The organism is Zobellia uliginosa, assembly GCF_018860745.1.
GTDB lineage: Bacteria > Bacteroidota > Bacteroidia > Flavobacteriales > Flavobacteriaceae > Zobellia > Zobellia uliginosa_B.
In genome coordinates this window covers 861402-875132 of the sequence record NZ_JAHKPY010000014.1, presented here as the reverse complement: position 1 = coordinate 875132, position 13731 = coordinate 861402, and the positions used below count along the sequence as shown (strand labels likewise).

The window sequence follows — 13731 nt, the reverse complement described above, 5'->3', positions numbered from 1 at the left end:
TTATTTAATAATGGCCGAGACAATACAATTTTTAAAATGAAAAAATTAGTTTTAGCATACAGCGGCGGATTAGACACTTCCTACTGCGCTAAATACCTATCACAAGAACAAGGTTTTGATGTACATGCAGTAAGTGTAAATACTGGCGGTTTCTCTAAAGAAGAAATTGCTACTATAAAAGAGAAAGCAATAGAATTGGGTGCCAGTTCCTACACTTCTATTGATGCCGTTCAGATTTTTTACGATAAAGTTGTAAAATATCTCATCTTTGGAAATGTTTTAAAAAACAATACATATCCCCTATCTGTTAGTGCAGAACGAATTGTGCAAGCTATAGAGATAGTAACTTATGCCAAAAAAATTGGTGCTGATTATATCGCTCATGGTAGTACAGGAGCTGGTAACGATCAAGTGAGATTCGATATGATTTTTCAAATCATTGCTCCTGAAATTGAAATTATAACCCCAATTAGAGATAATAAACTAGCCAGAGAAGCGGAAATTGAATATCTAAAGCAAAATGGTGTGGATTATCCTTGGGCAAAAGCCAAATATTCTATAAATAGAGGTCTTTGGGGAACCTCTGTTGGTGGTGAAGAAACACTGACTTCTCAAAATGCATTGCCAGACAGTGCATACCCAAGTCAATTACAAGAAAAAGAGCCTACGGATGTAAAGCTAACCTTTGAAAAAGGTGAATTGGTTGCTATTGATGGTATTAAAGATACTCCTGTTGCCAATATAGAAAAGTTAGAAGCTATGGCTTCTAAATATGCTATTGGTAGAGATATTCATGTTGGTGATACCATTATTGGTACAAAAGGTAGAGTTGGTTTTGAAGCTGCCGCTGCATTAATTATCATAAAAGCACACCACTTACTAGAAAAGCATACCTTAACCAAATGGCAACAATTCCAAAAAGAACAACAAGGTAACTTCTATGGAATGTTATTACATGAAGGCAACTACCTAGATGCTGTAATGAGAAATATTGAAGCCTTCTTAACAGACACGCAAAAGAATGTTTCTGGTGATGTTTTCCTAAGTCTTTACCCTTTTCAGTTTAGATTAAACGGAATTTCGTCTAAACATGATTTAATGACCGATGCTTTTGGTAGCTACGGTGAAGTGAACAAAGGATGGTCTGCTGATGATGCAAAAGGTTTTATAAAAATACTTTCCAATTCTGGAAAAATATATAACCACGTAAATCAGAACAATGATTAAAACAGGAATTATTGGCGGTTCTGGTTATACGGGCGGAGAACTCATTAGAATTCTTTTGCATCACCCTGAAGCTGAAATAGATTTTGTTTTCAGTACAACCAGAGCTGGCAAGAAAGTTACAACGGCGCATGCTGATTTATTGGGAACCACTGAAATGGAATTTACAGGAAAAATCAATCCTGATGTAGACGTAGTATTCTTATGTCTGGGTCATGGTAATTCCTCTAAATTCCTACAGGAAAACAAGTTCTCTGAAAACACCAAAATAATAGACCTCAGCAACGATTTCAGATTACAGGCCGATGCTGTTTTTGAAGGAAAGGAGTTTGTTTACGGACTTCCGGAACTTAAAAAAGAAGCAATTAAAAAGGCGAATTATATCGCAAACCCGGGTTGTTTTGCAACAGCTATTCAATTAGCACTTTTACCTTTAGCCAAAGTAAACAAATTAGGACATACCGTTCATATCAATGCGGTTACCGGTAGTACTGGTGCAGGAGTTAGTCCTTCTGCTACATCTCATTTTAGTTGGAGAAATAACAATGTGAGCTGGTACAAACCGTTCACTCATCAACATTTAGGCGAAATAAACGAAAGTTTAAAATCGTTGCAATCAGACTCAGGTGAGTTGTTCTTTCTTCCAACCCGCGGAAACTTTACCCGCGGTATTCTAGCTACAGCTTACACCGAGTATGACGGCACTTTAGAAGAAGCTATTGCTTTATATAAGGAGTTTTATGCGGATGCGCTATTCACACAAGTAGCTGAGGAGCCTATCCACCTAAAACAAATTGTAAATACCAATCAGTGCCATATTCATTTGCATAAGCATGAAAACAGGTTGCTTATCACCTCGGCCATAGATAATTTGCTCAAAGGTGCATCAGGACAGGCGGTTCAGAATATGAACCTTATTTTCGGCTTTAAAGAAGGTACAGGCCTTAACCTTAAAGCCGGCGTTTTTTAGCAATTAACAAGAAAACTATTTCCGCAATAAGATTCCATTAGACTTAAAACGGAAACAACCAAAATTTTGAAAATGAAAATAGCCATTATAGGAGCGGGTAATCTAGGACTTTCCATTGCAAAAGGAATTCTAAATTCTAACGGTGCTACAACCATGTACCTTACCAAGAGAAACACTGCTGAAATAGAAGAATATGCCAATTACGGCAACGTAACCATAACCTCCGATAATACTGAGGCTGTAAAGAATTCTGACATTATCATTCTCGCGGTTCAACCTAGCCAGCTTGAGAATATCTTGGAAAGCACTAAAGGTTTGTTAACCGAAAATCATGTAGTTATTTCTACCATTACGGGTTTCAGCATTGCTAAAATGGAAGCTATCATTGGTTCTGACCATAACATTATCAGAAGTATGCCTAACACAGCTATTTCTGTGGGTAAATCCATGACTTGTATTTGTAGCAATTTAAAGGGTAAAAAGAAAATTGACTTAGCGAAAGCTATTTTTAATCGCATGGGACACTCAATGGAAATTCCTGAAACACAAATGCAAGCCGCAACAGTAATCTGTGCCAGTGGCATCGCTTTTTGGATGCGTTTAATACGCGCTACCACCCAAGGTGCCATTCAGTTAGGTTTTGATGCTAAAGAAGCACAGGAATTAGCCATGCACACCTGTAGTGGTGCCGCTAGCTTGTTAATTGAATCCGGTAGCCATCCAGAAGCAGAGATTGATAAGGTAACAACCCCAAAAGGCTGTACTATCCAAGGTCTGAACGAAATGGAACATCAAGGACTTAGTTCTTCCCTAATACAGGGAATTGTAGCTTCCTACGAAAAAATCAGTAGAATTAAAGAGGGTCAGTTGTAAAATCCCTCGCTAATAAAATGTGTCAAAGCTATGATCAGCACAACAACAAAAGTTATGAATTTATTTGATGTTTACCCATTATACGATGTAACCCCAGTCTCGGCAAAGGGAATTGTAGTAACCGATGACAAAGGAATAGATTTTTTAGATTTCTACGGAGGACACGCTGTAATCTCTATTGGCCATTCGCACCCACATTACGTAAAACGTCTGACCGATCAGTTGAATAAAATAGGTTTTTACAGTAACTCAGTAAAAAACCCATTGCAAGAGAAATTGGCTATAAAATTAGGTCACCTTTCAGATTGCGATGATTACAATTTATTTTTGTGTAATTCAGGAGCGGAAGCGAATGAGAATGCGTTAAAACTAGCTTCTTTCCATACCGGTAAATCTAGGATTATAGCATTTACCAACGGCTTTCACGGTCGTACTTCTGCTGCGGTTGCCGCAACGGACAATCCAAAGATAAACGCGCCTATTAATTTACAGCAAAAGGTGACTTTTTTACCTTTCAATGACTTACAGGCATTTGAGTCTGAAATAGAAAAAGGGGATGTTTGCGCGGTTATCATAGAAACCATACAAGGTGTTGGTGGTTTGGACGAGCCAACTACTGAGTTTTTTCAAAAAATTGCAGCATTAGCTAAAGCCAACGAAGCTTTACTTATTGCAGATGAAGTACAATGTGGTTTTGGTAGAAGCGGTAAATTCTTTGCTTTTCAACATCACAACATACAACCAGATATTATTTCGGTTGCGAAAGGCATGGGCAATGGCTTCCCTGTGGGTGGCATTTTAATCCATGAAGACATCAAAGCTTCCTACGGATTATTAGGAACTACTTTTGGAGGAAATCATTTGGCTTCCGTGGCTACTTTAGCTGTTCTAGAAGTATTGGAAGATGAAAAACTCATTGAAAACGCAGCGCATTTAGAAGGATATTTCAGGGCGTTAGCCGCAGAAATACCACAAATCAAAAAAGTAAAAGGTAGAGGACTAATGTTAGGTCTTGAATTTGATTTTGAGATAGCCGATTTAAGAAAACGATTGATTCACAATCAAAAACTATTTACCGGAGGCGCAAAGGATAAGCATGTATTGCGGGTTCTTCCTGCTTTAAATATTACCGAAGCCTATTTAGATACATTTTTCACCGCCTTAAAAGCAGAATTGTAATGAGCTTACTATTGGACATAAAAAAACGTAACGCTGTACTTTTAGACATGGCGCAACTGTTGCAAAAAGAACGGACTGCTATTCTAGAGGCCAACAAAATAGATATGGACAATTATTTAGGTGATGATATTGCTATGCGTGATCGTCTTAAAGTTGACCAAGGAAAAATAGATGGTATGATTTTGAGCCTGCAACAACTTGCGGCACAAGAAGACCCATTAGGTGTTGAGCGTTTTAGTTTTGAGCACGACAATGGTATGCAGGTGAGTAATAAAACTGCTCCTTTCGGAACAATTCTGATTATTTATGAATCTAGGCCCGATGTTACTATTGAGGCTGCTGGAATTGCTTTTAAATCGGGAAATAAAATACTATTAAAAGGCGGAAAAGAATCGCTGAACAGTAATTTATTTTTAGTCGATTTATGGCACAAGGCCCTTGAAGCCAACGAAGCCGAAATTGATTGGGTTACCTATCTACAGTTCGACAGAAAGGAAACGCAGGCTTTTCTTGAAAAACCTACCCAAAAAGTAGATTTGATTGTACCTAGAGGTGGTGAAAGGTTGATTGCTTTTGTAAAACAACATGCTACATGCCCAGTAATTATAAGTGGCCGTGGAAACAATTTTGTTTATGTAGGTGAAGAAGCCGATTTGGAAATGGCCATAGATATCATCATTAATGGTAAAACAACTAAAATATCTGCCTGTAATGCGGTAGATAAAGTTTTAATTTCTTCGGATTTACCTCGTAAACAACAGTTTCTTCAGCATTTAATTCAAGAATTACAGAAGAGCAATGTTGAAATTCAAGCCGATGACGCCATAGCCGGAATGGAAGGAACTAAAGAGATAGAAGATGACAATGTTTGGTATGAGGAGTTTTTAGATTACAAAATAGTAATTGGCCAAAGCTCAAGTTTAGAAGATGCTATATCAAAAATAAACACCTACGGTGGTGGCCATTCAGCAGCTATTATTACTGCAAACAATGAAAAGGCTGAGTACTTTATGAACAATGTAGATACTGCAGCAGTCTACCACAATGCTTCCACTCGCTTTACAGATGGAGGTCAATTTGGTTTAGGTGGTGAACTTGCCATCAGTACAGATAAATTGCACCAAAGAGGCCCTATCGGGCTTCAGCATTTGGTAACCAATAAGTGGTATGTAAAAGGAAACGGGCAAACAAGAGGGTAAATTTCAAATACTCTTTGGCGCCCCAATGAAGTAAAAGAACACCTAATGAAAAAAAGGATTTTATTAAAAATAGGCTCAAACACCTTAACCAAGGAAACGAATCAGATTTCCCGGGGAAAGATAGAGGATATAGGTAGGCAAATTGCGGTGCTCAAGGACAACTATGAGTTTGTCATCGTAAGTTCTGGAGCCATAGCGGCAGCAAAACAATTCGTAAAACTAGAGCATAACGGAGAAGAGATTAACGTGAAGCAAGCCTTAGCTGCTATTGGACAACCGCATTTAATGCGCATGTTTCAAGAAAGCTTTAGAGAGCTTGGCCTTTTTTCTGCACAGTGTCTTTTATCGTACTCAGATTTTGAGAATCCAAAATCCAAAGCCAATATTAAAAATACCATCGATATTTTAGTTGGAAATAATTTCATACCGATTATTAACGAGAACGATACGGTGGCTGCAGATGAGATTCAATTTGGTGATAACGATAAGTTGGCGGCATTGACGGCGGCATTACTTAAAGCAGACCTTTTAATGATTGCCACCAACACAAATGGCATATATACCAAAATTTCAATAGACAACGGGCAACCAGAGACCATTCCCGAAGTACTAGGCGTCTCTAGTTTACAACAAGAAGTTAGCTCGGGCAAATCATCGCACGGTACTGGTGGTATGCAATCCAAAGTTGAAGCTGCAACCATTGCCCAAGAAGCCGGTATTGAAACCTGGATTGTAAACGGCTTGAACGACAGCTTCATTACAGATGCTTTTGCCGGTTCGGGAAAACATACCAAAATAAAAACAAAAGACGGTCACTTTTTAGAAGACCATTGATACAGAATACATCCACAGAAAATAAGTAAGAATAGCCAGAGAAACAGAACACAAATGAAACATTACCTTTCCTTACAAGACATAGATTCGTTGGACAATTGGGTGGAAGAAGCCCGAGACTTAAAAGAAGACCCTAGAAAGCATAAAAACCTAGGTTCGGATAAAACTATTGGTTTGCTGTTCTTCAATAACAGTCTTCGTACGCGGTTAAGCACTCAAAAAGCTGCTATGAACCTTGGATTGGACGTTATTGTTATGAACTTTGGAAGTGAAGGTTGGGCTTTAGAATATGCCGATGGTACTGTTATGGACCAAGGTACTTCTGAGCACATTAAGGAAGCTGCACAGGTTATTTCCCAGTATTGCGATATTGTTGCCATTAGAGCTTTCGCTGGATTACAGAATAAAGAAGAAGATGAAGCGGAGAAAGTTTTAAACGGTTTTAAAAAATACGCAAGCGTACCCATCGTAAATATGGAAAGTTCGGTAGGTCACCCATTACAGGCCTTGGCCGACGCCATTACTCTGGCCGAACAAAATACAAAAGCGAGACCTAAAGTGGTGCTTTCTTGGGGACCACACCCAAAAGCATTACCGCATGCAGTTGCCAATTCTTTTGTGGAGATGATGCATTTACAAGATGCCGATTTTGTTATTACACATCCTGAAGGATACGAACTTAATCCTGAAATTACGAAAAGCACCACTATTGAATACGACCAGAAAAAGGCTTGTGAAAATGCAGATTTTATTTACGTAAAAAACTGGAGTAGCTATTCCAACTATGGAAAAGTATTGAACCAAGATAAAAACTGGACGATGACCCCAGAAAAAGTGGGTAACGCTAAATTCATGCACTGTCTTCCCGTGCGCAGAAATATGGTTGTTGCAGATGCTGTTTTAGATGGTGACCAATCGCTTGTTATAGAACAGGCAAATAACCGAACCTATGCGGCGCAGATTGTATTGAAAAAAATCCTGGAACAGTAGGCATGAAATTATCCATTATAAAAATAGGCGGAAACGTCATCGAAAATAAAGAAGAACTTTCTAAGTTCCTAAAAGCATTTTCCGAATTGGAAGGCCTTAAAATATTGGTCCACGGCGGAGGAAAACTAGCCACCAAATTGGGAACCAGATTAGGTATCAAATCTAAACTTATTGATGGGCGCCGTATTACCGATGAGGATAGCTTAGGGCTGATTACCATGGTTTACGCCGGACTTGTAAATAAAAATATTGTAGCAGAATTGCAGTCGCATAACTGTAATGCTATTGGATTAAGCGGCGCGGATGGTGATACCATTCAAGCACATAAAAGACCCGTAAAAGATATTGATTATGGTTACGCAGGAGATGTTGATGGCGTTAGCAGAGATACTATTACAAAGCTTTTAGAAGCTGGCCTTACTCCTGTTTTCTGTGCCATGACACATGATGGCAAAGGTCAATTACTAAACACCAATGCAGATACCATTGCTTCCGAACTCGCTATTGGCATGAGCGGAAACTATGAAACTACACTTTACTATTGTTTTGAAAGAAAAGGTGTTCTTATGAATGTGAACGACGATGATTCCGTAGTAAAACATATTGATACCAAATCCTACCAAACCTTGCTGGAACAGAAAATCATTGCTGACGGTATGCTTCCTAAAATGGAAAGTTGCTTTCACGCTTTACAAAAAAATGTACATCAGGTGCATATTGGAGATATTAGCATGTTAGACCCTAAATCTACTTTATTCACGACTCTTACCCTATAAAAATGGAACAAGCAGCATTAACGCAAAAAGCGATAGATTTATTAAAAGAACTAATTTCGATTCAATCGTTTTCATCTGAGGAGGACAAAACTGCGGACGCCATTGAAAACTGGTTTACGTCTTTTAATATTCCGTTCAAACGCCACATCAACAACGTTTATGCGGTGAACAAACATTTTGACGAAAGCAAACCTACCCTGCTTTTAAACTCGCATCACGATACGGTAAAACCGAATTCAGCTTATACTAGAGACCCTTTCAACCCGCATATTGAGGATGGAAAATTATACGGTTTAGGTAGTAATGATGCTGGCGGCCCATTGGTTTCATTGATTGCAACTTTTACCCACTATTATGCTGAGGAAAACCTCAATCATAATATTTTAATGGTAGCCTCTATGGAAGAAGAAACTGCCGGTCCAAATAGTTTACGAGGATTATTGGAAATACTTCCTAAAATTGATGTTGCTATTGTTGGTGAACCTACCCTATTGGATTTGGCTATTGCCGAAAAGGGACTTATTGTTTTTGATGCCGTGATAAAAGGTACACCTTCTCACGCTGCACATCCAAACAATGACAACTCCATTTACAATACCATTGAAGTATTGGAGTGGTTTAAAAATTATAAGTTCCCAAAAGTATCAGAAGTTTTAGGTCCGGTTAAGTTGACTGTCACCCAAATTAGCGGCGGTTCACAACATAATGTTGTACCTGCTCAGGTAGATTTGGTTATTGACGTACGTGTAAACGATAAATACACCAATGCAGAAATAGCTGAGTTACTGAAGAAAGAAGCACCTTGCGAATTAAAAGAACGGTCATTACGATTAAATTCTTCGGCTATTTCCAAAGACCATCCACTTATACAATCAGGAATTGCATTGGGAAGAAAAACCTATGGTTCTCCTACACTTTCTGACCAGGCTGCCTTAACTTGCCAATCTCTTAAGTTAGGACCTGGCGACAGCACTCGTTCGCATTCGGCAGATGAATATATCTACGTCAAAGAAATTGAAGACGGTATTGATTTGTATATTAACTTATTAAAAGGATTTATAAAATAGTTTTTAGTAAAAAGTTAATAGTTCCAAGATGTATAATTATAAAGAGCTTATTGTTTGGCAAAAGTCAATGACCTTAGTTGAAAAAGTTTATAAATTGACATCTAATTTTCCTGCCGAGGAAAAATTTGGACTTACAAGCCAAATATTAAGATGCGCCGTTTCCATACCTAGCAATATTGCAGAAGGAACCGGAAGGAAATCAAAGAAAGTATTTCGCCAATTTTTAGAAATTTCCAACGGATCTATTAATGAAGTAAAAACACAATTGGAGATATCAAAAAGAATTGGATTTCTGGCTGAAACAGACTTAGAGGATACTTTTGCCTTATGCGATGAGGTCCAGAAAATGACCTTTACTTTAATCAAAAAATATAGTGACTTTTAACTATAAACTTAAAACTTATAACTAAAAAATGAAACTCTGGGACAAAGGCTTTAGCACCGATAAAAAAATAGACCATTTTACTGTTGGAAACGACCGCGAACTAGATTTACACTTGGCGAAATATGACGTTATTGCTTCACAGGCACACGCCAAAATGCTAGGTAAAATAGGATTATTGACTGCCGATGAAACGAACGCTTTAGTAAAAGAATTGGATGCCATTGCAGAAACCATTGAAAAAGGCGAGTTTGTAATTGAGGATTCTTTTGAGGATATGCACTCAAAAATAGAATACGTACTTACCGAAAAACTAGGCGATACAGGAAAAAAAATCCACACGGCTAGATCACGAAACGACCAAGTTTTGGTAGCCATGCACCTCTATTTGAAAAACGAGCTTTCTGAAATAAAATCAGGAACCAAGGAACTGTTTGATTTGCTATTGGAGCTTTCCGAAAAGCATAAAGACGTATTGCTTCCTGGGTACACCCACTTACAAATTGCAATGCCATCTTCTTTTGGACTGTGGTTATCTGCCTATGCTGAAAGTCTTATAGACGATTTATATTTTGTTGAGGCTGCTTATAAAGTAGCGGACCAAAATCCGCTTGGTAGTGCTGCGGGTTACGGAAGTTCTTTCCCAATTGACCGTAGTTTCACTGCTAAAGAAATGGGTTTTGAGACTTTGAAATACAACGTAGTCGCTGCTCAAATGGGTCGTGGAAAAGTAGAGAAAGCAACCGCATTCGGTATGGCAAATATTGCCGCTACCCTTTCAAAACTGGCGATGGACATCTGTTTGTACATGAGTCAGAATTTCAACTTTCTATCCTTTCCAGATGAGTTAACAACTGGTAGTAGCATTATGCCACACAAGAAAAACCCAGATGTTTTTGAACTAGTACGTGGTAAATGTAACAAGCTACAAAGTATACCCAATCAGTTGACTTTGGTTATAAACAACCTCCCAAGTGGTTACCACCGAGATTTACAATTGGTAAAGGAAATCATTGTTCCGGCTATTCAGGATATGAAAGCCTGTATTGAGATTCTTACATTCAGCCTAAAGGAAATGAAGGTGAACAAAGGTATATTGGAAGACCCAAAATATGACTATCTGTTTAGTGTAGACACTTTGAACGAGCTGGTACAGAACGGAATGCCTTTTAGAGACGCCTATAAAAAAATGGGACAAGAAATTCAAGAAGGTACTTTTACCCCAAAACGAGACATTCACCATACGCACGAAGGTAGTTTGGGTAATTTGTGTTTGAAGGAGATTAAGGGGAAGATGGACAAGATTTCTTAAATTAGCTAGCATAGAAGGTAACGGTTTATGAAAACACGAGCTCACAACCAGTATTTTATTTTTTTCATTTTATTAGTACTAATTGGGCAAAAGACCAACGCCCAAGATACCTACCAAAGAAATACATCCGCGGATGTGCAGGGTTATGTTTTTGGGCTTACCCTAAATGACGAAACAAACAGCATAAAAGGAGATGCCGAAATTACAGTCGCCTTTAAAAATGAAGTGAATCCGTTTGCGTTAGACCTCATCGCCAAAGGAGATAACTATGGTATGCAGGTGACCCATGTTTTTGAAGGAGACACAGAAGCCAACTATAGCTACGAGCAAAACAAAATAAACATAACGCCATCTTCATCCGAGGAAAAAACAAGAATCTACAAAGTAGTTTATGAAGGTATTCCTGAAAGAGGTCTTGTCATTGATACCACTAAATTTGGCCAACGCTCTTTCTTTGGCGACAACTGGCCCAACTTGGCGCGGCATTGGCTTCCATCGGTAGACCACCCATCAGACAAAGCTACTATTGAATTTAGAATTACAGCTCCCGACCATTACGATGTTGTCGCCACGGGTGAAAAAATTGAAGAAAGCAATCTAGGAAATGATTTAAAACTCACCACCTACAAAGAACCTGCTCCCGTAGCTATGAAAGTGGTCACTATTGGAGTGACGAAATTTGCAAGTACCTTGCTGGACGAGGTGTATGATATTCCTGTTAGTGCATGGGTATACCCAGAAAACAGACTTGATGGTTTTTCAGATTACGGAGTGGCTACCAAAGTTTTAAAATATTTTATTGATAACATTGGCCCATATTCGTACGCCAAATTGGCCAACATGCAGGCCAAAACCCAATGGGGCGGATTGGAAAACGCAGGTACCATTGCATATTTTGAAAACTCCGTAACCGGAAAAAATGAAGTTGAAGGTTTAATTGCACACGAAATCGCACACCAATGGTTTGGTAATTCCGCCAGTGAAAATGACTGGAATCATGTTTGGCTAAGCGAGGGTTTTGCCACGTACTTTGCCATACTCTATCAAGAAAGTATCTATGGCAATGACAAACGAAAAGAAGAACTAGAACTTGACCGTAAGCAGATAATCGACTACTATTTGCAAAACCCCTCACCCATTGTAGACCATTCCATTACTGACCCAATGAAGGTCTTAAGTATTAACACCTACCAAAAAGGAGGTTGGGTATTAAACATGCTTCGTCATAAATTAGGTGATAAAGTATTTTGGAAAGGCATACAAGCGTATTACAAAGCTTATCGGGATTCCAATGCAATGTCAGCCGACTTTCAAAAAATTATGGAGGAAACCTCGGGTGAGGACCTTGAAGAGTTCTTTCAGCAATGGCTTTTTACCAAAGGACACCCTGAACTTAAATGGGATTGGAGTTACGCCAAGAAAAATTTGCAAATTAATATTGAGCAACTTCAAAAACAACATGTTTTCAAGTTCCCTATAGAAATTGGTGTAATAAAAGATGGTAAAACCGTCATCTACCAAATGGATATGGAAAACGCTAGAAAGAGCTTAACTATTAAACTGGACTACCAACCGGACGATGTAATTCTAGATCCGGAATCTTGGTTGTTGTTTGAAGAGAAGAGTAATTAGTAATTTTTTTGGGGCCTAATTTCATATAACTTCTTTCCTTTTTTCTCTTACAAATATGAAATCATTTCTTGTCTACCATAGTTTTTTTTAAAAAAATAACTTTCTATACATAAATACTAGATCTCAAAATTTCACTAATCTACTTTTTTGTCGTAAAAGGATGCTCATGCTAGGCATAATGAAGAATTATACACTATTTATTATACTTGTAAATTAATCGTAAAACATACTCTCAAGAGTAAATAAAGTACTTCCCCCCTTCTCAAATCTTACACGTTAATAAAAAGTTAACCTTTTTATTCCCACAATTCTAATAAGAAGTTTTAGTCATATTTGGCGTTTCTTAATATGTTTCAATCGCCAACATTTTTTCTTTGATAAAATCTAGTTAAAATTAGTGCTAAGAGAGACGATGATAACTTAGGCACCAGAATAGTTCAGTTCTCGGATAATCGTTACAAACGCTACGATTTAGGAAATATGAAGTTTATTAGGTGAATAGGAAATTAAACAGCAATTAATTATGAAGAACATTTTAATTTTTACTTTTTTCATAGCCCCATTGTTCGTTCTTCACGGACAGAATGAGCCAAAATCGTATTTGGAGTTTTCATTTGGGCTCAGTATACATGGAACAGGCGATATTACTGGGTATCATTTCGGTACCAATTATGGTAAGGAATTTTCAAATAAATTTTATTGGCAATTGGGTTTCGAAGGTACCCTGAACGATTCCCCCTACACTCCACTTTTTTATGAACTATCGGATGGCGAAAGGGTCGATGCTACATTGCATACGGTTACTGCCGGTTTTCAGCTTGTAACAGGTATTAGATATAATTTTATACAAACAACCAACCAGCGATTCGGTCTTTCCATTCTACCCTTATTTCGATATCAGGCTACCTCGCTTATGGACGAGGATTCAATCCTGTTCCCAGCAGGGACAGACCTTCCTTATCCCGTTCGCAGTAGTAGGAGGTTCTCTCCGGCTAGAACTTTTGCAGTAGGAGCGTCGCTTCGCTTAAACTATAATTTTCAGATTGGAGATAGTTTTTATCTAGGTCTTTTGGGGGCAATTCAATTTGATTCCAATGGTGATACTATTCCCCATTTTGGTTTAGTCTTAGGTAAAAGATTATAATCATAAAATCTAATATTGAGCAACTTCAAAAACAACATGTTTTCAAGTTCCCTATAGAAATTGGTGTAATAAAAGATGGTAAAACCGTCATCTACCAAATGGTTATGGAAAACGCTAGAAAGAGCTTAACTATTAAACTGGACTACCAA

The 13731-nt window shown here is 38.1% G+C and carries 13 protein-coding genes; all 13 read left to right on the top strand.

What is annotated here, in order from left to right; translation table 11 throughout:
* Positions 1-36: 36 nt before the first annotated feature.
* The 13 genes from argG to KO521_RS18475 all read left to right on the top strand — a co-directional run bounded on the left by argG (position 37) and on the right by KO521_RS18475 (position 13582).
* The gene (gene argG, locus KO521_RS18535; RefSeq protein WP_215941388.1) at positions 37-1227 is read left to right on the top strand and encodes an argininosuccinate synthase; all 1191 of its coding nucleotides are present in this window, start codon (positions 37-39) and stop codon (positions 1225-1227) included.
* Positions 1220-2194: an N-acetyl-gamma-glutamyl-phosphate reductase gene (gene argC, locus KO521_RS18530; protein WP_215941387.1), complete on the top strand. Its 975-nt coding sequence runs from the start codon at positions 1220-1222 to the stop codon at positions 2192-2194. The genes argG and argC overlap by 8 nt, the downstream gene beginning before the upstream one ends.
* 72 nt (positions 2195-2266) lie before the next feature.
* Positions 2267-3067, top strand: a complete 801-nt coding sequence (proC, locus tag KO521_RS18525; RefSeq protein ID WP_215941386.1) for a pyrroline-5-carboxylate reductase — start codon at positions 2267-2269, stop codon at positions 3065-3067.
* Between the two features lie 54 nt (positions 3068-3121).
* Complete coding sequence (locus tag KO521_RS18520; RefSeq protein WP_215941385.1) at positions 3122-4246, top strand: aspartate aminotransferase family protein; 1125 nt, start codon at positions 3122-3124, stop codon at positions 4244-4246.
* Positions 4246-5445, top strand: a complete 1200-nt coding sequence (locus KO521_RS18515; protein WP_215941384.1) for a glutamate-5-semialdehyde dehydrogenase — start codon at positions 4246-4248, stop codon at positions 5443-5445. The genes KO521_RS18520 and KO521_RS18515 overlap by 1 nt, the downstream gene beginning before the upstream one ends.
* A 45-nt stretch (positions 5446-5490) precedes the next feature.
* Positions 5491-6279 carry a glutamate 5-kinase gene (gene proB, locus KO521_RS18510; protein WP_215941383.1) on the top strand — a complete coding sequence of 263 codons (789 nt, stop codon included), beginning with the start codon at positions 5491-5493 and terminating at the stop codon, positions 6277-6279.
* Positions 6280-6333: 54 nt separating this feature from the next.
* A complete protein-coding gene (locus KO521_RS18505) occupies positions 6334-7269 on the top strand; it encodes an acetylornithine carbamoyltransferase (protein WP_215941382.1) in 936 nt (311 codons plus the stop codon).
* A 2-nt stretch (positions 7270-7271) separates the two neighbouring features.
* Positions 7272-8045 carry an acetylglutamate kinase gene (gene argB / locus KO521_RS18500; RefSeq protein ID WP_215941381.1) on the top strand — a complete coding sequence of 258 codons (774 nt, stop codon included), beginning with the start codon at positions 7272-7274 and terminating at the stop codon, positions 8043-8045.
* 2 nt (positions 8046-8047) lie between these two features.
* Positions 8048-9112 carry a M20 family metallo-hydrolase gene (locus KO521_RS18495; protein WP_215941380.1) on the top strand — a complete coding sequence of 355 codons (1065 nt, stop codon included), beginning with the start codon at positions 8048-8050 and terminating at the stop codon, positions 9110-9112.
* Positions 9113-9140: 28 nt separating this feature from the next.
* Complete coding sequence (locus KO521_RS18490) at positions 9141-9497, top strand: four helix bundle protein (RefSeq protein WP_215941379.1); 357 nt, start codon at positions 9141-9143, stop codon at positions 9495-9497.
* Between the two features lie 28 nt (positions 9498-9525).
* Positions 9526-10806 (top strand): argininosuccinate lyase, encoded by a 1281-nt coding sequence (argH, locus tag KO521_RS18485; RefSeq protein WP_215941378.1) that lies wholly within the window; start codon positions 9526-9528, stop codon positions 10804-10806.
* Between the two features lie 27 nt (positions 10807-10833).
* On the top strand, positions 10834-12438 hold the full coding sequence (locus tag KO521_RS18480) for a M1 family metallopeptidase (protein WP_215941377.1): 1605 nt from the start codon (positions 10834-10836) through the stop codon (positions 12436-12438).
* A gap of 523 nt (positions 12439-12961) precedes the next feature.
* On the top strand, positions 12962-13582 hold the full coding sequence (locus tag KO521_RS18475) for a hypothetical protein (RefSeq protein WP_215941376.1): 621 nt from the start codon (positions 12962-12964) through the stop codon (positions 13580-13582).
* The last annotated feature ends 149 nt before the right edge of the window (positions 13583-13731 follow it).